The organism is Skermanella aerolata KACC 11604 (assembly GCF_000936425.1).
GTDB lineage: Bacteria > Pseudomonadota > Alphaproteobacteria > Azospirillales > Azospirillaceae > Skermanella > Skermanella aerolata.
In genome coordinates this window covers 1-20,489 of sequence record NZ_AVFK01000012.1, presented here as the reverse complement: position 1 = coordinate 20,489, position 20,489 = coordinate 1, and the positions used below count along the sequence as shown (strand labels likewise).

Below are 20,489 nucleotides of genomic sequence, written 5' to 3'. Positions count from 1 at the left end.
ATGTGGGGGCTTTTGGAAACGTTCGGTCTGGCAGGCCCCGCTCCCGTAGCGTTCGGTTTCGCTTCGCATAGCCGAATATGACCTGCATAATCCCGGTAAAGATCGTACTGGAAAGATCCGGGAGGAAAGCGGTCATGACGTTTCAAGCTCTGATCTTCGACGTGGACGGCACCTTGGCGGAGACCGAGGAAGCTCATCGGCGCGCTTTCAACGAAACCTTCGGCGATTTCGGCTTGGATTGGCACTGGAGCCGGGCTGTTTATGCCGATCTTCTGAAGATTACCGGCGGGAAGGAGCGAATCAGGCACTTCATCGACCATTACAGACCCGAGGACGCCGAACGGGTGCGCGACATCGTCGGTCAGCTCCATCAGGAAAAGACCGCGCGCTATGTCCGCAACATGGGCGGCGGCGGGGTCCGTCTGCGGCCTGGCGTCGAACGGCTGATCCGCGAGGCGGCTGCCGCCGGGATGCGGCTGGCGATCGCGACGACCACCAGCTTGCCCAACGTCAAGATCCTGCTGGACGAGGCGCTGGGCGCAGGTGCGACCGGCCTGTTCGAGGTGATCGCGGCGGGCGACATGGTCGCGGCCAAGAAGCCAGCCCCCGACGTCTACCTGCTGGCGCTGGAACGGCTGGGACTGCCGGCCGACGCCTGTCTGGCGATCGAGGACTCCTACAACGGCGTGATGTCGGCACGGCGCGCCGGGATCACGACGCTGGCCACGACCAGCGACTACACCCGGCTGGAAGACCTGCGCTACGCCTTCGGCGTGCTGTCCGATCTAGGCGAGCCGGATGCTCCCTTCCTGCATTTCAGCGGCGTCGGCGCCGGGGAGAGCCACGTGACCGTGGATCTAATTCAGCGCTGGTGTCACGGCCGGGCGATGCCGCAATGAAATGGTGATCTACCGATACCTCGCCGAACACAACGAACATCTCATGCCCTTGGCAAGGCCATCGCCTGTCCGGGCACCAACCTAGCGGATTGGGTAGATGATCGTGGGCTGGGTGGACGCATTGGCTGCATGGCGGCTTGCCAAGGCATCATCTGATCTGATGCTGGCGCGTTCCGCCAATTTATACTACTATCCATCGGATAAATGTTAACCGCCTGGGTAGAGCGGAGAGAAATATGCCCGTTAGCGCAAATATGGTCGTTGACCGACTCCTGTCCTTGGGGTGGGACGCCGGGCGTCCGCTCACGCAGATTGAAGTGCAGAAGCTTTTGTTTTTTTCGGAAGGCTGGCACCTGGCAATCGTAGGCGAGCCGTTGTTTGACGAGGAGTTCCAGGCGTGGGCGAATGGGCCTGTAATACCTTCAATCTATGATAGATTGAAGAGGTATTCTTCTCATACAATTCCAAGAAGTGAGATCAAGTCACTTGATTTCTTGGCTTTAGGTGGGCTTTTACTTGATTTAACCCTTCGCATATTTGAGACATACAAAGAAAATGACCCAGGGGCCATGGTTGGCCTGACGCATCTCCCAGGAACTCCTTGGATTCAGGTAAGGCAAGAGCACAGCCTCCCGAAGGGGGCGCCTTCGAACGAGGTTGTTTCCAAGGACACCATGAAGGTTTGGTTTTCTGACGTATGGCGATCCGCCTTGGAGCCAGCCAACAGAGAACTGATAGAAGCTTCGCCGGAGGACTACGCAGATTGGGCAGAAGCCTCAACGGTAGCAGCCTGATATGCCGGGGGCGCATGTAATACTGATAGATCAGGAACTGGAAGCCATAGTCAAAGAGGCAGGGAGACAGATAGCTGGTCTTTTTGACTTGCTGCTTGGAGGCAAGAGGTACCTCGAAGACAAAAGACTGACGGACTATACCGGAGGTGTATTCATATATACCCCGAAGGCTCGCAGAGGCTATCTTGAGCCGGCCCCCATTGCGCGCGTCGTCCACGTTCATCTGCGCATAGATCCGGCTTTTGCAACCATCATCGGCTTATGGCTTCCGGAGCGCCAGCAGGGATGGGGTATTCCCCCAGCGTCCGGCACACCGTCAGTCGAAGTGGCCTAGTTTGCGAGTTCAAGCTAAGTATCCCGCAAGCTCCTGATCAACTGGGACGTGCTGCTGCCGCTGATTACCTTGCCATCCACCGCCTTCGGACCTTTTAGCGTCATCCCGCTGCTGGAAATCTCGTTGCGTTCGATGACCGCGCGGATCGGGACGATACCGGTCGCCTATGAAACGGTCTTCGTCGGCGCGTTGCTCCTGGTGGGCGTCGGGTTGTCGTTCCTGGTGCTGCCGAAGGCGCGGCGGTGATGAGGTAGGCGGCGCGCAGCTAGCGGGCGATGCCCGCCAGGGCGGGGTAGAGCGCCTTGTAGGCCTGATACGGCTCCGCATAGGCGGCGTGGCGCGTCTGGTCGGGTTCGATGGTGCGGGAGATCTGGACCATCCGGCCGGCGGCACTCGCGATGCTGTCGTAGTGGCCGGCGCCGACGGCGGCGAGGATGGCGCTGCCCAGCATGGGGGCGTTGGGAACGGCGGTCAGCTTGAGCGGCAGGCCGGAAACGTCGGCGTGGATCTGCATCCACAGATCCGACTTGGTCGAGCCGCCGCAGACGACGACGTCTTCGGGGTTGAAGCCGGCGGCGCCCATGGTTTCCAGGATCAGTTCGGTGCCGAAGGCCACGCCTTCCATCATCGCGCGGAAGATATGCGCTGGGCCGTGGCGGAGCGTAAGGCCGGTGATGGCTCCGCGTGAGTTGGGGTCGGTATAGGGTGTGCGATTACCCTGGAAATGGTCCAGCACGACCAGCCCTTCGGAACCGGGAGGAAGGGCGGAGGCTTCCGCGTTGAGCTGTTCATAGGTTATCCCAGAATCGATCAGCTTCTTGAACCAGTTGATGATCGACCCGGTTGAGGTCTGGCCGCCCTCGATCGCATGCAGGCCGGGAATCACGGCATCGGGGTAGGTTCCCCAGAAGCCGGCGCCGTGGACTTCCGTATCGGTGAAGCCCAAGTGGTTGTGGGACGAACCGGTGATCATGGCGAGGCGGTTGGGCTGGACCACGCCCATGCCGATCATGCCGATGAAGGCGTCGGATCCGCCCTGCGCCACCGGAATGCCGGCGGGAAGCCCGAGGTGGTCGGCGGCAGCCGTCGTCAGTCCACCGATCACGGTACCGAGCGGCAGGACCTCGCGCGGCCAGCGGTCGAGCAGGGCCTTCAGGTTCAGTTTATCGAGCAGGCCGGTGGCGTAGCCGGTGCGGCTGTCGTAGTGCCAGCGGGTCGAAGCGCTGGTGATGTTGGCGACCATGCGGCCGGTCAGATGGAAGTTGATGTAGTCCTGACAGTCGCAGATATAGTCGGCGCGCTCGAACAGGTCGGGCTGGTTTTCCGCCATCCACAGCGACTTGGGGATCATCCATTCCGCCGAGATCGGTCCCCGGCCGGCATTGTTGACCTTCAGGGCGGGATCGTCGAGGGTCGCGATGCGGGCGGCCTGACCGGCGGCGCGCATGTCCATCCAGATGATCGCCGGGCGGAGTGAACGGCCCTGCGCGTCCAATGCCACCACGGTGCAGCAGGTCGTATCGGCGGCGAGGCCGACGATCTGGTCGGGGCGGATCTTGGCGTTGGCAACCGCCTGACGGACCGAAGAACCGAGCGCCTGCCACCAGTCCTCCGGGCTTTGCTCGGCCCAGCCGGCTTGGGGAAAGCGGGTGGCGATGGGCGTGACGCCTTCGGCGATCACGGTTCCCGTCAGGTCGAAGACGCCGGCCCGCATGCTCTCGGTCCCGGCATCGACGCCTATCACGTAGATCTCGGCCATGATGCGCTCACGCCGCCGCAGCGGATTTACGGGCGAGGTTGGGCAGGGCGACTCCCGCTTCGTCGAACAGGTGGCAGTAGCGGGCGGTGACGCCGGCCGAGAGGGTGTCGCCGGCGCGGGGCTCGAAGTTGCCGTCGCCCTTGACCATGATTTGCGAACCGTCGGCGGTCTTCGTGTAGGCGAAGGTCTCGCCACCCAGGTGCTCGACGACGAGGATCTGGCCGGGAATGCGGGCCTCGCCCTGGCCGGTTTCGGACAGGTCTTCCGGACGCACGCCGAGCGTCAGGGACGCACCGGGAGCGACGCCGCCGGATGCGACCGGCACCAGCAGCCTGTCGCCGCCGGGCAGGGTGACGGTCACTCCGCCGGGTGCTACGGCCGACGCCGTGACCGGCAGGAAGTTCATCTGCGGCGATCCGATGAAGCCGGCGACGAAGCGGTTGCGCGGATGGCGGTAGAGTTCCAAGGGTGAGCCGACCTGCTCGATCCGGCCCTTGTTGAGGACGACGATCTTGTCAGCCAGCGTCATGGCTTCGACCTGATCGTGGGTGACGTAGATCATCGTCGCCTTCAGGTCGGCGTGAAGCTTGGCGATCTCCACCCGCATCTGGACGCGGAGCGAGGCGTCCAGGTTGGACAGCGGTTCGTCGAACAGGAAGACCTCCGGCTCGTGGACGATGGCGCGGCCGATGGCGACGCGCTGCCGCTGGCCGCCCGAAAGCGCCTTGGGTTTCCGCTGGAGCAGCGGTTCGAGTTGCAGGATCCGGGCGGCGTTCTGGACTTGGCGGTCGATTTCCGCCTTGGGCTTCTTGGCCATCTTCAGGCCGAAGGCGATGTTGTCGTAGACCGTCATGTGCGGGTAGAGCGCGTAGGACTGGAACACCATCGCGACGCCCCGGTCCGCCGGCTCCAGGTATGTGACATCCCGTCCGCCGATGCTTATCTGGCCCTGGGTGATGTCCTCCAACCCGGCGATCGACCTGAGCAGGGTCGATTTTCCGCAGCCCGATGGGCCGACGAAGACCACGAACTCGCGGTTCTGGATGTCCAGCTTGATGTCATGCAGGACCTTGACATCACCGTATGCCTTCTCGACGCCGTTCAGCCTGACTTCGGTCACAGTCGTCTCCCCTCCCAGGATTCTCGTTCTTGGCCGGCGGTGCCGGTGCGTTCCTTCGGTGCTTAGCTCGGAATATATGTATCTGACGAATTACAAATGCTTGACACCCTTAGATACCGCACAATACGATATTTGTAAATTCGCCGATACAAAAGTTCTCTAACGATACGAAAGCCAGGGGGGAGTGCTGAGCATGCGCGCCGCGTATATACACGGGGTCCGTGACCTGAGGGTCGGCGACAAGGCGACGCCGGAGCCCGCGGCCAACGAGGTTCTGCTGAACGTCAGTGCCGTCGGCGTGTGCGGCAGCGACCTGCACTACTACAAGGAAGGCGCCATCGGCTCGGCTGTCATCAGCCAGCCTTTCGTCCCCGGCCATGAATTCGCCGGCCGCGTGATCGAGGACCGGCCCGACCTGGGGCTGCGCGCCGGCCAGCTCGTGGCGGTCGATCCGGCCAAGCCCTGCGGCCATTGCGAATGGTGCGAGCGCGGTCACGTCAACCTGTGCCCGAACGTCGTCTTCATGGGTGCGCCGCCGACGACCCACGGCGCCATGACCGAGCAGATCTCGGCGGCGCCTAGCCAGATCTTCCCGGTCCCCGACAATTTCACCGACATCCAGGCCGTCATGCTGGAGCCGCTTGGCGTCGCGATCCACGCGATGGACCTTGCCAAGATGAAGCGGGTGATGGAGACGGTCGCCGTGATCGGCGCCGGTCCGATCGGGCTGTGCCTGCTTCAGCTTGCCAAGATGATCTGCCCGGACAAGGTCTACTCGATCGATCCCGTCGGCTATCGCGCCAATCTGGCGAAGAAGCTTGGGGCCGACGACGTGGCCGACAGCCACACCGCGATCTCCGACTGGACCAACGGTCGCGGCGTCGATCTGGTGCTGGAGGCGACGAACTCGCCGATGGGCTTCCAGGTGGCGGCGGAGACGGCGCGGATCGGCGGCCGGGTCGTGCTGGTCGGCATTCCCGACGGCGACCAGTACATGCCGCTGTCGGCATCGCTGCTGCGGCGCAAGGGGCTGGACATCAAGATGTCGCGCCGCATGGGCCATGTCTATGAACGCGCCATCAAGCTGGTCGCATCGGGCCGGGTGGATGTCGATACCATGGTGACCCATCGCTTCGCCCTGGAGGACGCGGACAACGCCTTCAGCTACCCGGCGGAATTCCACGATGGCGCCGTCAAGACCATCATTCTTCCCGGCCAGGCGTAAGGCTCGAAGACTGCTCGTTCGGCAGTCTCATGCCAAGCAGTCTCGGGTATGTCCGTAATCAACGTCAATAAGAACATGGAGGGGGACGCAATGAGGAAAAAACTATGGGGCGCCATCGCTTTCGCGGGCGCTCTGATGACGTCGGTCAGCGCCATGGCATGGACCCTGGAAGAGGCGGCACAGCCTTATAAGGGCACCAACATCAAGGCGATCTTCCTTGACCGTCCCGGCTATGCGGCGGCGATCAAGCTGCTGCCGGAGTTCGAGAAGAAGACCGGCATCAAGGTCAACTACGAGATCGTCCCCTACGAGAACAGCCGCGAGCGGCAGGTGCTCGACTTCACCGGCGGCGGCGAGATCGACGTCGTCCTGACCGACGTGGTCTGGATCGGCGAGTTCGCCGGCAACGGCTGGCTGGAGCCGGTCAAGACCTTTACGGACGACGCCAAGCTGGCCGATCCCAAGCTGAACCTGAAGGGCTTCTTCCCGATCCTTCTGGAATCCTTCGGCACCTGGGGCGATGAAGTCTACGGCCTGCCGTTCGACAATTATTCGGGGCTGCTGTACTACAACAAGTGCACGCTTCAGCAGGCTGGCTTCGACAAGCCGCCGGCGACGTGGGACGAGCTGATGAACGTCTACGCGCCGAAGCTGACCGACACGGCCAACCGCAAATACGCCTACGCGCTTCAGTCGCGCCGAGGTGAGACTCAGTCCGCCGACAGCTTCATGCGCGTGCTGTGGCCGTTCGGCGGATCCCTGCTGGACGACAAGTTCAAGTCGAACCTGAACTCCGCCCAGTCGCAGGCCGGTCTGAAGTTCCGTCAGGACCTGATGAAGTACATGCCGCCCGGCATCGTCGACTATGACCACGCAGAGGCCGTCAACGCGCTGGCCCAGGGCAACGTGGCGATGATCACGGAATGGTCGGCGTTCTATTCGACGCTGTCCGATCCGTCCAAGTCGAAGATCACCGACTGTCTGGCGGTGGCGACGGAGCCTGCCGGTCCGGCCGGACTCAAGCCCGCCCTCGGCGGGTTCTCGCTGGGCGTCAACGCTCAGTCGTCGGACGCCAAGAAGGCGGCGTCGTGGCTGTTCATCCAGTGGGTAACGTCGGAAGAAATGGCGAAGCCGTATATCGAAGCCGGCGGCGTCAGCGGACGGACCGAGGTCTACAAGGACGCGGACATCCAGAAGCGCTATCCGTTCGTCGCCCCGATGGTCGCCTCCTGGGATGGCGGCGTCCCCGACTTCCGCCCCCGCTTCGCCGAGTGGCCGGAACTGTCCGAGGTCGTGGCCGAGTGGGGCACCCGCATGATGCTGGGCAATGTCAGCATCGAGCAGGGCGCCCAGTCGATCGGCGCCCGGATGGAAGAAATACTGGGTCAGGCCGGCTACTACGACGGCAGCAAGCCGCTGCGGAAGTAATACCGGGAGCCGTGTTCCCTCGCCCCCTTGGCGGGGCGAGGGACAACAATCGAAGTTCTGAGGGGGAGCCTCGCCCATGTCCAGCGGCACTCAGCCCGGCACGCCGGCCAAGCCGGCGGTGTTCCCGACGATGTGGAACAACAAGCGCGCGGCTTTCGCCTTCCTGGCGCCTGCCGTCGCGGCCTTGGCGCTGATCGGCATCTTTCCGACGGTCTTCGCGCTGGTCAACTCGTTCCGGCGCTACAACCTTGCCAAGCCGCGCGATCCGACGCCTTTCATCGGCTTGGACAATTACCTGACGGTGCTCTACGACCCGTCGTTCTGGGGTGCGCTGGGGCGGACATTCATGTTCCTGGTCACCGTCGTTCCGATCCAGATCGCGCTTGGGCTGATCATAGCATTGCTGCTGCACAAGCCCGGTCTGTCGGGCTTCAAGCTGCTGGCGCGGCTTAGTCTGGTGATCCCGCTGGCGACGGCGCCCGCCGTGGCCGGCCTGATCGGACGCCTGATCTTCAACCGCGATTTCGGCGTGGCGAACGCTGTGCTGGCCTTCGTCGGCGCAGGGCCGGTCGAGTGGCTGGGCGACACCACCAACGCTTTCATCGCGGTCGCGCTGATGGACATCTGGCAGTGGACGCCGTTCTGCGCGCTGGTCCTGCTGGCGGGCCTGACGATGGTACCGACCGAGATCGAGGAGGCGGCCCGGCTGGAAACCAAGAGCCGCTGGCAGATCGTCCGCTACGTCCAGATGCCGTTCCTGCTGCCCAGCGTCACCGTCATCCTGATCCTGCGGACGGCGGATATCCTGAAGATGTTCGACACCGTCTTCACGATGACGCGCGGCGGTCCGGGCGCCGCGACCGAGTTGGTCAGCGTCTACATCCAGCGAGTCGGCTTCCGCGTGTTCGACCAAGGGGTCGCGTCGGCGCAGGCGATCATGCTGCTGATCCTGACCATCGTTCTCGCGCGTCTCTACGTCAAATACGTCTACCGGGAGGTCTGAGCCATGGCGGTAGCATCAGCCGAAAACACGGCGGTCCGGCAAGCATCGGCTCCGGCGAAACCGAAGCGTCTGGTCAACGCCTGGCATCTGGTAGGATTGCTGGCGATCTTCCTGTTCGCGGTCTTCCCGTTCTACTGGATGGTCGCGACCAGCCTGAAGACTCAGGCGGAGGCTTTGGCTTCGCCGCCGATCTGGGTGTTCACGCCCAACCTGGACAACTACTACTCCGTGCTGTTCAACCGGGACGTCCTGTCCAGCCTGATCAACTCGGTCATCATCGCCGTATCGACGACGGTGCTGGCGGTAGGGCTGGGAACCCCGGCGGCCTATGCGCTGGCTAGGTTCGAGTTCAAGTCCAAGGAAGAGCTGTGGTTCTGGTTCATCACCAACCGCATGCTGAGCCCGATCGTCGTGGCGCTGCCGATCTTCATCATGGCGCGGACGCTGAATCTGATCGACACGCATCTGGTCTTGGTCCTGGTCTACCTGACCTTCAACCTCCCCATCGTGGTGTGGATCTGCACCGACCAGTTCAGGGGTGTGCCGCGCGACCTGGACGAGGCGGCGCGGCTGGCGGGAGCGTCCCGGTTCACGATCTTCTGGCGGATCGCCTTGCCGCTGGCGATGCCGGGTGTTGCCGTTTCGGCGATCTTCTCCTTCATCTTCTCGTGGAACGAACTGCTCTATGCCCTTGTCCTGACACGCAATACTGCGCGAACAGCCCCGGTTGCGGCCACCAGCTTCATGAGCGGCTACGATTTGCCCTGGGGTGAGATCATGGCGACCGGCACGCTGATCGTGCTACCGGTGATCGTCTTCGCTCTGATCGTTTCCAAGCACCTCGTCCAGGGTCTGACCATGGGAGCCGTCAAGTAAAGGCCGTTGCCGATGCGGGAAGGAAAAAGCTGTGCAGAACAAACACTTGGACGACGACGTCATAGCCAGCTCTGAAGATCAGCTCAACATCCGCATCGCGTGGTACTACTACATCACGGACATGACCCAGCAGCAGATCGCCGATCGCTTCGGCATCACGCGGGTACGGGTCAACAAGGCGCTGGCGAACTCCCGTGAGACCGGAGTCGTCCAGATCCGGATCAACTCCAAGCTCGCGTCCTGCATCCGGCTGGAATACGAGCTGGAGCGGATGTACGGGCTGGAGCGCGTGACCGTGGTCCCGACGCCGGAGGACCAGCGCTTCATCTTCCGCGTCCTGGGTGTCGGCGTCGCACCCTACATCCACGATCAACTCGTGGACGGCTGCACCCTGGCGGTCGGCTGGGGAAGGACGCTACGGCAGGCCGTGCGCGAGACGCGCGGCAAGTCGCTGCCGAACCTGAAGGTGCTGTCCCTGCTGGGCGGGCTTCACTACGGGTCGGCCAACAACACGGCGGAAATCGCGTCCAGCTTCGCCAGCCTGTTCGGCGGGTCGTACTATTATCTGGCGGCCCCGGTGTATGCGAGCTCGGACGAGTACCGCGACATGATGCTGGCGGAGGGGTCGGTTCAGGACGTGTTGGGGCAGGCCCGCAACGCCGACATGGCGCTGGTGACCGTCGGCGATCTCAGCAAGCGCTCGCTGATGATCGAACTGGGGCTGGTCAGTCCGGAGGATGCCCGGACGCTGAAAGCCGCCGGTGCTGTCGGCGATCTGCTCGGACATTACCTTAACAAGGACGGCGAAGAGGTTGATCATCCATTGAACCGGCGGGTGATCTCGCTGGATCTTGAAGATATCAGGCACATAAGGAAAGTCGTGCTGGTGTCGGGCGGACCCTACAAGGCGGACATCATCCGGGCGGTCCTGCTGCGCAAGTTCGTGCATGAACTGGTGATCGACGAGGCGACCGCCGAGCAACTGATCGGCCAGCCGGTGACGGAAAATCCCCATTTGGAGAAGAGGGTGTCGTGACGAAGAGTGTGGGCGAACTTGCCAGCCGGGCCTGCGCGGAGATCGCGGCGACGTTCGGGAGCATCGATGAAAGCGCCGTTTCGGTGCTGGTCGAGGAACTTGCGGCGGCGCGGCGCATCGCCTTGCACGGCGTCGGACGCGAGGGTCTGATGATGCGGGCGCTGACCATGCGGCTGTTCCACATGGGCCTGGACGCGCATCCCGTGGGCGACATGACGACGCCGGCGATCGGACCGGGCGACCTGCTGGTGGTCAGCGCCGGACCGGGCGAGTTCTCAACCATCATGGCGCTGATCGGCGTCGCGCGGGATGCGGGTGCGCGGGTCGCGTTGGTGACGGCGCAGCCGGAGGGCGGGGCCGCCAAGGCGGCTGATGTGGTGATGTGCCTGCCGGCGCAGACGATGGCGAGTGATTCGGGACCGCGTGCCAGCGCGGTGCTGTCGATGGGCAGCGCGTTCGAGGGCGCGCAATACGTCTTCTTCGAGGTGCTGGTCCTGTTGCTGCGGGAGCGGCTGGGCATCGCCGCCGAGGCGATGCGGGCGCGGCACACCAATCTGGAATGATCATGACTGACGATTTTACCGGCAAACGGGTGCTGGTTACCGGCGCCGCCAAGGGCATCGGACTGGCGACCGCGAAGCTTCTGGCGGAGCGCGGGGCCGAGGTGATCGCGTTCGACCGCAGCGTCGTCGATCTGGGCGACGTGGAGGCGACGAGGATCGCCGTGCGGGAAGTTCTGCCGATCGACATGCTGGTCAACTGCGCCGGGATCGTCGAGCTGGAAAGCTTCCTGGAGACCAGCGCCGAGACCTTCGACCGCACCATGGCGATTAATACGCGGGCGCCGCTGGTGGTGGCCCAGGAGGTAGCGCGGGATCTGGTCCGGCGCGGCAGCCCCGGGGCCATTGTCAACGTGTCGAGTTTGGCGGCCGCCGTGGGAACGAGGGACCACACCGCCTACTGCGCATCGAAGGCGGCGCTGGACGCCATCACGCGGGTCATGGCGCTGGAACTGGGGCCGCACCGCATCCGCGTCAACAGCGTCAATCCCATCGTGACGCTGACGCCGATGGCGGAGAAGGCCTGGAGCGATCCAGCCAAATCCGGGCCGATGCTGGGGCGTATCCCGCTGGGGCGGTTCGCCGACCCAGATGAAGTGGCGGCGACGATCGCCTTCCTGCTCAGCGACGCCGCCGGGATGATCCACGGCGCCTGCGTCACCGTGGATGGTGGCTTCAGCGCCGGCTGAGAGCGGCCAGCCGGGGATAAAGGTCGCGCAGGCGCGGGTACAGACCGGTGTAGAGCGCCAGCAGTTCCGCGTGGAAATCCGCCAGGGATGCGTCGGGCTCGAACACCGTGCCGGTCCGGGTCATGGCGGCTGCCGCTTCGGCGAAGCTGCCGTACCAGCTGACACCGACCGCCGCCGCGATGCCGGCTCCCAGGCTCGACGCTTCCGCCGTTTCGGCGCGGACGACAGGGCGGGCGGTGATGTCGGCCATGATGCGGCACCACGGATCGCTGGCCGAACCGCCGCCGATCGCGACGAAGCTTTCGACCGGAGTACCGGTCGCGGCTGCGACGCGATTGGTGGCGAAGGCTTGCTCGAGTGCTATGCCCTCCAGCAGCGCGCGGTAGATCTCTCCCCGGCCATGATCGGGCGACAGCCCGAGCAGGCAGCCGCGTGCGTCCTGGTCCCAGTAAGGGTTCATGACGCCGTTCCAGTAGGGCAGCAGCAGCAACCCGCCGCTGCCGGGGCGGACGGATGCTGCTTCCTGCTCCAGCTGGCGGAAGAGGCCGGAATCGGCATCGGGGTCCAGCCCAAAAACCTGCCGAATCATGGAGTTGACGAGCAACGTTCCCGATCTAAGCGAGGTTTCCAGGATGTAGCCGTCGCGGTCGATGGCGCACATCGTCCGGAACGCCGGATCGATCCGGGGCTGCCGGTCATAGACGCCTGAGACGACGGCGGTGCCGAGGTTGAGGTACGCCGTGCCCGGCTTCGCGACGCCGGTCCCAAGCCCGCCTGCCTGACCGTCGCCGCCACCGGAGACGACAGGAGTACCGGCGCGAAGACCGGTCGATGCTGCGGCGGATGTGCTGACCTGCCCGATGACGGTACCGGGCGCTGCGGCGCGTGGAAATTTCTCCGGCGCCAGCGGAAGCGCTTGAAGCACATCGTCAGCCCAGACGTGAGCGCCAATGTCGAAGGCGCCGAGCGGATCGGCGCTGGCCCAGCTCGTGGCGAACTCACCGGTTAGCTGGCGAACGATCCAGGCATGCGGGTCGTAGACATGGGCGATCCGGGAGAACACATCCGGTTCGGCGCCGGCCAGCCACGCGAGGCTGTAGACTGCCGGCGCGAAGTCCAGCGGCTTGCCGGTCAGCGCATGCATGCGCTCGACGCCGACTTTGGCGGACAGCGCCGCAACCTCCGCCTTGCGGCGCTCGTCCAGCCACAGGATTGCAGGGCGCAACGGCCTGTCGTCGGCATCGGTGACCGCAATGGTTTCGCGCTGGTTGACGACGGCGACGGCGGCGACGCTGTCTTCTGGGATCTGCGCCGTGACGCCGGCCAGCGCCGTTTGAACCGCGTGCCACCACGCGTCGGGGTGCTGCTCGTAGGCATTCGGCTCTGGCCGCTCCAGCGATAGCGGAGCGCGCCCTTCGGCGACGGGACGACCGTCCGGGCTCCAGGCGATGGCCTTGGCGGTGGTGGTGCTGAGATCGAGTCCGATGACGGTGTTCTGCATGATGGCGGCAAACCTAACATACCGAAGGGCCTGAGTGTACACCCGTATGGCCCGCTTCTTGCGTGTGTGTAGCCGCAAGATTTGTAGAGAGGCGGACCACATGATGGCTCCCCACGCCACCAACGGGCTCGACCCGGAACGGCTTCGGCTCAAGGAACAGGCACAAGGCCTGCGGAATTGGCAGCTTTGGGGACCTTACCTGAGCGACCGGCAGTGGGGCACGGTGCGCGAGGACTATAGCGCCGACGGCGAAGCCTGGAACCACGTGACCTACGAGCAGGCCTGCTCGCGGGCGTATCGCTGGGGTGAGGACGGGCTGGCGGGGTTCTGCGATGCGACGCAGCGGCTGTGTCTTGCATTGGCGCTGTGGAACGGCGAGGACCCGATCCTGAAGGAGCGGCTGTTCGGGCTGTCGGGGCCGGAAGGCAGCCACGGCGAGGACGTCAAGGAGCTTTACTGGCATCTGGACGCCGTGCCCTCGCATGCCTACCTGCGCATGCTCTACAAGTACCCGCAGCGCCGCTTTCCCTATGAGGAACTGCGCGCGGCCAACCGGGGCCGGGCGCGGGCGGAGGGCGAGTTCGAGCTGATCGATACCGGCATCCTGGCCGAGGATCGCTACTTCGACGTCTTCGTGGAATACGCCAAGGCGGACGAGGCCGATATCCTGATGCGGGTGACCGTCCATAACCGGGGGCCGGACCCGGCGCCCCTGCACGTCGTTCCCCAGCTCTGGTTCGCCAACCACTGGTCCTGGCGGGAAGGGCACCCGAAGCCGGCGATGTCGGCGGAAGCGCTGGATTCCGTGTCGGCCGAGCACCGCATGCTGGGCGAATACACCTTCCACGTGGAGCCGGACGCCGAGCTTCTGTTCTGCGAGAACGAGAGCAATCCCTACGCCTTCGGGATGCCGCCGGAAGCGGGCGTCTACAAGGACGGTCTGCATGACAGGATCGTCGGCGGCTGGAAGGATGCCGTCCGGCCCAAGGGGCCGGGGACCAAGGTCGGGGCGTGGCATGTCCGGACGCTGGAGCCGGGGGAGAAGTGGACCGTCCGCGTACGGCTGATGCGCGGTCACCCGATCCTGCCGCCGTTCACCGGGTTCGACGCGCTGGTCGACCTGCGGCGGGCGGAGGCCGATCGCTTCTATGCCGAGTTGCAAAAGCATATCGAGGACGAGGACGCCCGGCTGGTGCAGCGGCAGGCCTTTGCCGGCATGATCTGGAACAAGCAGTTCTACAAGTTCGACGTCTACCGCTGGCTGCGCGGCGATCCGACGATGCCCCCGCCTCCGCCGGAACGGCAGCACGGGCGGAACTCCGACTGGCGGCACCTGTCGGCGGAAGACATCATCTCGATGCCGGACAAATGGGAATATCCGTGGTTCGCGGCGTGGGACCTTGCGTTCCACTGCGTGCCGCTGGCACTGATCGACCCGGCCTTCGCCAAGCAGCAGTTGCTGCTGCTGACGTCCGAAGACTACATGCACCCCAACGGCCAGATCCCCGCCTATGAATGGCATTTCGGCGACGTGAATCCTCCCGTCCATGCCTGGGCTGCGTGGCGGGTGTTCGAGATCGAGCGGGAGATGGTGGGAGGGCGCGGCGACCGGGTCTTCCTGGAGCGTATCTTCCATAAGCTGATGCTGAACTTCGCCTGGTGGGTGAACCGCAAGGACGCGCAGGGGCGGAACGTCTTCCAGGGCGGTTTCCTCGGGCTGGACAATATTGGAGTGTTCGACCGGAGCCGGCCGCTGCCGACTGGCGGCTATCTGGATCAGGCCGACGGCACGGCGTGGATGGCGATGTTCGCGCTGAAGCTGATGCGGATAGCACTGGAGCTGGCGCTGGAAGACGATGTATTTCAAGATATTGCGAGCAAGTTCTTCGAGCACTTTCTTTACATCGCACAAGCCCTGAACAACATCGGCGAGCGCGGCATCGGACTGTGGAGCGAGTCCGACAAGTTCTTCCACGATGTGCTGAACCTGCCGGACGGCACGATGCACGAGTTGAAGCTTCGCTCCATGGTCGGGCTGATCCCATTGTTCGCGGTCGAGACGATCGAACCGGACATGCTGCGCCGCCTGCCGCGCTTCGCCCGGCGGCTGGACCTTTTTCTGAGCCGGCGCACCGACTTGGCCGATCTTGTTTCGCGCTGGGATGAACCGGGCGTGGGCGAGCGGCGGCTGCTGTCGTTGCTGCGCGGGCACCGGATGAAGCGCCTGCTGGTGCGGATGCTGGACCCGGCGGAGTTCCTGTCCGACTACGGCATCCGGTCGATGTCGCGGGTCCATGCCGATGCGCCCTACGTGTTCGAGACCGAGCACGAAAGGATCAGCGTCGGCTACGAGCCGGGCGAGAGCCAGACCTATATGTTCGGCGGGAACTCGAACTGGCGCGGACCTGTGTGGTTTCCGATGAACTACCTGATCGTCGAGGCGCTGGAGCGGTTCCACGGCTATTACGGCAACGATTTCCTGGTGGAATGTCCGACGGGTTCGGGGTGCCTGATGCCGCTGCGCGACGTCGCGGACGAGGTTTCCGTGCGGCTGACCCGGCTGTTCCTGCGGAACGAGCAGGGTGCCCGGCCGATCCACGGACGGGAACACCGCTTGCAGGCCGACCCGCACTTCTCCAGCTATATTTGGTTCCATGAGTATTTTCATGGAGATACCGGCGTGGGTCTGGGCGCCTCGCATCAGACGGGCTGGACAGGGCTGGTCGCAAACCTTCTGCACAAGCAGGGTGGGAGGCGGAGTTGAGAGCGATCCGGGCGGGGTACTGAAAGGATATAACTTTTGTACGGGGCGAAGATGCGGTAATCAGTCACCTGCCGCACTGCGGTATCGCTGCGGCATAGGATGGCCGGCATGCGATACGGTATCAGGTACGTGGCTTGCGGACGGGCGTAACTGTTGTTGGAAGGGAAGACGATGTCTGTGATCGATAGTCTGGTTGCCGGGTTCAAAGCGTTCCGCGTGACCAATTTCGAGCAGCGCCCAGCCCTGTACGAGGCGTTGGTGAACAACGGCCAGCAGCCCGAAGTCCTGATGATCGCATGCTCGGACTCGCGGGTCGATCCGGCCCTGCTGCTGAACTCCCAGCCGGGCGAGTTGTTCGTCGTCCGTAACGTCGCCAACCTCGTGCCACCCTACGCGCCCGACGACAATTACCACGGCACCAGCGCCGCGCTGGAATTCGCGGTGCGGGACCTGAAGGTGGCGCACATCGTCGTGCTGGGGCACTCGCGCTGCGGCGGCATGGACGTGCTCCGCAAGGCGTCATGGGGCGAAAAGCCGGACCGCGAGTTTATCGCGCCCTGGGTTTCGATCGCGGAACGCGCCTGTGATTGCATCGGGCATGAGGCGATTACTGGGCCTGAAGGCAGCCGTCTGGTCGAGCAGGCCGGACTGAAGGTCTCCCTTGAGAACCTGATGACGTTCCCTTGGGTGCGCGAGCGGGTCGAGGCTGGAAATCTGACGCTCCATGGCTGGTGGTTCAACCTGGAAAAGGGCGAGTTGTGGGGTATCGGGGACTCCGGGGAAGAGCCGTTTATTCAGCTGGTCTGAGGCAGTTGGTCTGAGGCACTGCCAAACGCTCGCCAAGCCGCTATAGTAACTCCCTGACGCATCAAGGGGAGATCGGCCTTATGCCGGGAATGGGCATCGTTCGCGCCGCCCTTTTCGTTTGTGCGCTGACCGGCTGCGCCGGAACGCAGACATTCAGCGGCCGGAGCTATCTGGCGGATAACCCGCAGGCTTTCGCCGGCCGGGTGGTCGGCGACGGCCACTGCGTGCGGTTCGTCCAGACCGCAGCGGCGGCTCCCCGGACCACAGCGTGGCGGGCAGGGGCCTGGGTACGCGGAAACGATGCCATCCCTCCGGGCACGGTCATCGCCACCTTCGAGTCCGACGGCACATACACGCCGGAAACCGGCAATCACGCGGCCGTCTACCTTTCCCAGGACAGAACAGGCATCCGCGTCTACGACCAGTGGAGCGGCCAGCCCGTGCATCAGCGTGTGATCCGCTTCGAGGGTGGACGCGGTGCCGGGAGCGGCAGCAAAAGCAACGATGGCAAGCTCTTCCGCGTCGTGGTGGTGGACTCCGGTGCTGAGATGGCGGGTGGCATGTGAGAGAAGCGGATTTCGGGAGGTGCTGCATAGCGCTCGGGGCAATGGTCGGAGGCTGACGGTGACGGCGGAGGGCCGCCGGACAGCTACGCAAATTGGATTGGATGGTAAATTTTCACTTGTGCGAGGGGTCGTTTTGACCCATCTTACTTACGTCGAGTGTTGCTCTGGGCTATGCGTTCTTCAGCCCCATCCGTGGGTCTGGGTCTCTCCCTGTAGTGAATTTGATGCCTCTCACATGTCGTGTGGGGCAACGCCATCAAGGGAACTGACCCATGGCTACCGGTACTGTTAAGTGGTTTAATTCCACCAAGGGTTTTGGCTTCATCCAGCCGGATGACGGCGCGTCTGACGTGTTCGTCCACATCTCCGCTGTCGAGCGCGCCGGTCTTGGCAACCTTCAGGAAGGCCAGAAGGTCTCCTTCGAAGCTGTCACCGATCCGCGTCGTGGCAAGACCTCTGCCGAGAACCTGCGCGCCCTCTAAGCGCTGCGGGACTTGGTACAAGAAAAGGGCGGCTTCGGCCGCCCTTTTTTGTTGTCTGAAGTTTGTAGTACCAGCGGCATCGAAGCTTGATCGGTCGGAAATGCCAGACATCGTGCCGATAGCCCGCCACGGGGCTGCTGGAGCGGCGTAACCGTTTCGCGAAGGCTTTTACTTCTTTCCGCCGCCGTGTCCGCCGCCATTGCCACCACCACCGTGGCCGCCGCTGCTTCCACCGCCGCTCCCGCTATTACCACCGCCCCCACCACTGCCGCCGCCGCCACTTCCACTGCCTCCACCATGGCCGCCGCTGCCGCCTTTGCCGCCACCACTGCCGCTGCTGCTTCCACTCCCGCCACCGCTTCCACTGCTGCCACCTTTGCCGCTACCGCTACCGCTTCCACTGCTGCCGCCTTTGCCGCCACCACTGCCGCCGCTGCTTCCACTGTTGCTGTCGCCGCCGCTGCCACTTCCTCCACTGCTACCGCTGCTTCCATTGCTGCTGCTACCGCTCCTGCTGGCGGACCCGCTGTTTGCCCCTCCACTGGAATTACCTGATCCGCTTGCGCTCGAACCGCCAGTGCTGTTCGCCGAACTCGCCGGGCTGGTTTCCGATCCAGCGGCTCCACCTGTCTCGCTTCTATTGACCGATACAACCGGCGCTCTATCCCGACCGTTCGTTGCTGGAACGGGAACAGGAGGCGGTGGGACGACTTCGACATAGGTTTCGAATGGGTCGATGCACTTGCCTTGCTGCTTCGCGGCCGCCAGTTCCCGGTCCTTGATCACCCAGCAATCCATGATCACCGTCTTCTCGCTGGCACAAGCCGAAATCCCCATGACGGCAGGGATCACCAACAACATGTGGCGAAATGCCGGCTTCCTGATCTTCGACACGCTGCTGGGGAATCGCATTGTAATCTCGGTCTCCACGGAGGAAGCTCATTGAACACAGATGCAGAGTTATTGATTTCAGGTGATACTTATAACCTGATTTCTTGAAAATCTCTGTAATCGCATCTCGGTTACAATGCCACTATAGAGTTTTATGCAGTAGTTTGTGCCGGTGTACTGCTGATTTTCCGCGAATATTGCACTTGAGTTACCTCGGCACGACTGCGGAATTAAATTCAAAGCGTGAGCACGGCAGCGCCGGTGATGGTGCCGGAGCGGAGTGCCACAATGGCATCGTTCGCCTGGGCAAGATCGAATGTCGTGACATGGGTCCTGACCGGGATGGTCGGCGCCAGCGTCAGGAACTCCTCGCCGTCTCGCCGCGTCAGGTTGGCAACGGAGCGGACGACGCGCTCTCCCCACAGGATGTCGTAGGGGAAGGCCGGTATGTCGCTCATATGGATCCCGGCGCAAACGACGGTGCCACCCTTCGCCACGGCGCGGAGCGCCGTCGGGACGAGGGCGCCGGCAGGTGCGAAGATGATGGCGGCGTCGAGCAGGACGGGAGCCTGTTCGTCCGATCCTCCGGCCCAGGATGCGCCGAGGTCGAGGGCCAAGCGCTGGGCCGCCGCGTCGCCCGGCCGCGTGAAGGCATAGACGTCGCGACCCTGGTGGCGAGCGACCTGTGCTATGATATGGGCTGCCGCGCCGAAGCCGTACAGGCCGAGGCGTTCCACGTCCCCCGCCATGCGCAGAGCGCGGTAGCCGATCAGGCCTGCGCACATCAGGGGGGCGGCTTCGTCGTCCAGGTACGATCCGGCGATGGGAAAGCAGAAGCGGGCATCGGCCACGGTCATTTCGGCATAGCCGCCGTCGATCTGATAGCCGGTATAGCGGGCGCTGTCGCACAGGTTCTCCCGTCCGGACAGGCACCAGGGACAGGTGCCGCAAGTCCAGCCCAGCCATGGAACGCCAACGCGGTCTCCCGGAGCGAAGCGATCGACGGCGGAGCCTTTGGCGAGGACGGTCCCAATGATTTCATGGCCGGGGATCAGCGGCAGCTTGGGGCTGGGCAACTCGCCGTCGATCACGTGAAGGTCGGTGCGGCAGACGGCGCAACTATGAACCCTGATGAGAAGCTGTTCGGGAGCGGGGATCGGATCGGGCACTTCGGCGAGCGTCAGGAGAGTGCGTTGCTCCTTTAGGATCATCGCTTTCATCGGCTTTTCTCCACTCTTCCTCCGGCACTCGTCCCCCGGTTGGACGGGGCGGACCGCATCGTGCCGCGCCGATGAAGAGGGAGCTTTGATCTATATTAACCAGGTTGCTTGCCGTATTCGATCGGGGTCACTTGATCTGGATCAACGTAGTTTTCCCAATTATGGCGAATTATGGTTACCAAAGATTAAGCATATGGCCTGTGGGAGGGCTGAGATGGTTGCTCATATCGTCTATGTCGTCGATCGGCAGGAAACTCACTGGACTATCTCCGGCTGCGGCGACAGCGGATGCGGATGGTTCCCGACGCGGAAGGAAGCACTCAAATCCGCATTGTGGGATGCGGCTCGGGTCCGGCGCCTGGGCCATGACGTCGATGTGATGGTCAGGCGCAGAAACGGTACCGTCCGCGCAATCCCAACCCGCGTCAGTCCGGAAGGTGCGGAAGCTTGAATAACTTTAGTGCGCGACGGCTCCGAAATTCGGACTAATACCAACGGCATTGAAGATTGACTCGTCGATTGAGGATTCCTCTGG

General features: G+C 63.6%; 21 protein-coding genes. 16 read left to right on the top strand and 5 right to left on the bottom strand.

Translation table 11 applies throughout. The features are described 5' to 3' along the window. Positions 1–134: 134 nt before the first annotated feature. The 3 genes from N826_RS15975 to N826_RS15960 all read left to right on the top strand — a co-directional run bounded on the left by N826_RS15975 (position 135) and on the right by N826_RS15960 (position 2,273). Positions 135–899: an HAD-IA family hydrolase gene (locus N826_RS15975; protein ID WP_044430495.1), complete on the top strand. Its 765-nt coding sequence runs from the start codon at positions 135–137 to the stop codon at positions 897–899. Between the two features lie 317 nt (positions 900–1,216). Further along, positions 1,217–1,693, top strand: coding sequence for a Panacea domain-containing protein (locus N826_RS40080; protein ID WP_169789359.1), 477 nt, complete (start codon positions 1,217–1,219; stop codon positions 1,691–1,693). Positions 1,694–2,075: 382 nt separating this feature from the next. Further along, positions 2,076–2,273, top strand: coding sequence for a hypothetical protein (locus N826_RS15960; RefSeq protein ID WP_044430492.1), 198 nt, complete (start codon positions 2,076–2,078; stop codon positions 2,271–2,273). 19 nt (positions 2,274–2,292) lie between these two features. Here the strand turns inward: N826_RS15960 and N826_RS15955 are convergent, their stop codons facing one another. Both N826_RS15955 and N826_RS15950 read right to left on the bottom strand, forming a co-directional pair. Further along, entirely contained in the window at positions 2,293–3,786 is a 1,494-nt protein-coding gene (locus N826_RS15955; RefSeq protein ID WP_044430490.1) for an FGGY-family carbohydrate kinase, read from the bottom strand. Between the two features lie 7 nt (positions 3,787–3,793). Beyond that, positions 3,794–4,906 (bottom strand): ABC transporter ATP-binding protein, encoded by a 1,113-nt coding sequence (locus N826_RS15950; protein ID WP_044430488.1) that lies wholly within the window; start codon positions 4,904–4,906, stop codon positions 3,794–3,796. Between the two features lie 193 nt (positions 4,907–5,099). On the opposite strand from N826_RS15950, the gene N826_RS15945 reads away from it, so the two are divergent. The 7 genes from N826_RS15945 to N826_RS15915 all read left to right on the top strand — a co-directional run bounded on the left by N826_RS15945 (position 5,100) and on the right by N826_RS15915 (position 11,723). Further along, positions 5,100–6,131, top strand: coding sequence for a zinc-dependent alcohol dehydrogenase (locus tag N826_RS15945; RefSeq protein ID WP_044430486.1), 1,032 nt, complete (start codon positions 5,100–5,102; stop codon positions 6,129–6,131). 90 nt (positions 6,132–6,221) lie between these two features. Continuing rightward, positions 6,222–7,559 (top strand): ABC transporter substrate-binding protein, encoded by a 1,338-nt coding sequence (locus N826_RS15940; RefSeq protein ID WP_044430484.1) that lies wholly within the window; start codon positions 6,222–6,224, stop codon positions 7,557–7,559. A 76-nt stretch (positions 7,560–7,635) separates the two neighbouring features. Beyond that, positions 7,636–8,562: a carbohydrate ABC transporter permease gene (locus N826_RS15935; RefSeq protein WP_211099301.1), complete on the top strand. Its 927-nt coding sequence runs from the start codon at positions 7,636–7,638 to the stop codon at positions 8,560–8,562. 3 nt (positions 8,563–8,565) lie between these two features. Continuing rightward, complete coding sequence (locus N826_RS15930) at positions 8,566–9,438, top strand: carbohydrate ABC transporter permease (protein ID WP_084720793.1); 873 nt, start codon at positions 8,566–8,568, stop codon at positions 9,436–9,438. A gap of 31 nt (positions 9,439–9,469) precedes the next feature. Next, on the top strand, positions 9,470–10,474 hold the full coding sequence (locus N826_RS15925) for a sugar-binding transcriptional regulator (RefSeq protein WP_044430482.1): 1,005 nt from the start codon (positions 9,470–9,472) through the stop codon (positions 10,472–10,474). Continuing rightward, entirely contained in the window at positions 10,471–11,037 is a 567-nt protein-coding gene (locus tag N826_RS15920) for a phosphoheptose isomerase family protein (RefSeq protein WP_244619620.1), read from the top strand. Before N826_RS15925 ends, N826_RS15920 begins: the two co-directional genes overlap by 4 nt. Positions 11,038–11,039: 2 nt before the next feature. Further along, the gene (locus N826_RS15915; RefSeq protein ID WP_186818091.1) at positions 11,040–11,723 is read left to right on the top strand and encodes an SDR family oxidoreductase; all 684 of its coding nucleotides are present in this window, start codon (positions 11,040–11,042) and stop codon (positions 11,721–11,723) included. Here N826_RS15915 and N826_RS15910 read toward each other — a convergent pair. After that, positions 11,710–13,224, bottom strand: a complete 1,515-nt coding sequence (locus N826_RS15910) for a xylulokinase (RefSeq protein WP_044430477.1) — start codon at positions 13,222–13,224, stop codon at positions 11,710–11,712. The two genes, N826_RS15915 and N826_RS15910, sit on opposite strands and share 14 nt — an antisense overlap. Before the next feature lie 100 nt (positions 13,225–13,324). Here N826_RS15910 and N826_RS15905 point away from each other — a divergent pair, with 100 nt between their 5' ends. The 4 genes from N826_RS15905 (at position 13,325) to N826_RS15890 (ending at position 17,843) form a co-directional block, all read left to right on the top strand. After that, positions 13,325–15,988, top strand: a complete 2,664-nt coding sequence (locus N826_RS15905) for an MGH1-like glycoside hydrolase domain-containing protein (protein WP_244619619.1) — start codon at positions 13,325–13,327, stop codon at positions 15,986–15,988. A gap of 171 nt (positions 15,989–16,159) precedes the next feature. After that, complete coding sequence (locus tag N826_RS15900; protein ID WP_044430476.1) at positions 16,160–16,795, top strand: carbonic anhydrase; 636 nt, start codon at positions 16,160–16,162, stop codon at positions 16,793–16,795. An 80-nt stretch (positions 16,796–16,875) separates the two neighbouring features. Next, a complete protein-coding gene (locus N826_RS15895) occupies positions 16,876–17,361 on the top strand; it encodes a BPSL0067 family protein (protein WP_147040768.1) in 486 nt (161 codons plus the stop codon). Positions 17,362–17,633: 272 nt separating this feature from the next. Then, complete coding sequence (locus N826_RS15890; protein ID WP_044430475.1) at positions 17,634–17,843, top strand: cold-shock protein; 210 nt, start codon at positions 17,634–17,636, stop codon at positions 17,841–17,843. On the opposite strand, the gene N826_RS40075 is transcribed toward N826_RS15890, so the two are convergent. Then, positions 17,840–18,337, bottom strand: a complete 498-nt coding sequence (locus N826_RS40075) for a hypothetical protein (RefSeq protein ID WP_052831378.1) — start codon at positions 18,335–18,337, stop codon at positions 17,840–17,842. The two genes, N826_RS15890 and N826_RS40075, sit on opposite strands and share 4 nt — an antisense overlap. A 242-nt stretch (positions 18,338–18,579) precedes the next feature. Between N826_RS40075 and N826_RS15880 the strand changes: the two genes are divergently transcribed. Next, positions 18,580–18,789, top strand: coding sequence for a hypothetical protein (locus N826_RS15880; protein ID WP_044430474.1), 210 nt, complete (start codon positions 18,580–18,582; stop codon positions 18,787–18,789). A gap of 181 nt (positions 18,790–18,970) precedes the next feature. On the opposite strand, the gene N826_RS15875 is transcribed toward N826_RS15880, so the two are convergent. After that, the gene (locus N826_RS15875; RefSeq protein ID WP_044430473.1) at positions 18,971–19,954 is read right to left on the bottom strand and encodes a zinc-dependent alcohol dehydrogenase family protein; all 984 of its coding nucleotides are present in this window, start codon (positions 19,952–19,954) and stop codon (positions 18,971–18,973) included. Between the two features lie 214 nt (positions 19,955–20,168). On the opposite strand from N826_RS15875, the gene N826_RS15870 reads away from it, so the two are divergent. Beyond that, the gene (locus tag N826_RS15870; RefSeq protein ID WP_044430472.1) at positions 20,169–20,405 is read left to right on the top strand and encodes a hypothetical protein; all 237 of its coding nucleotides are present in this window, start codon (positions 20,169–20,171) and stop codon (positions 20,403–20,405) included. The last annotated feature ends 84 nt before the right edge of the window (positions 20,406–20,489 follow it).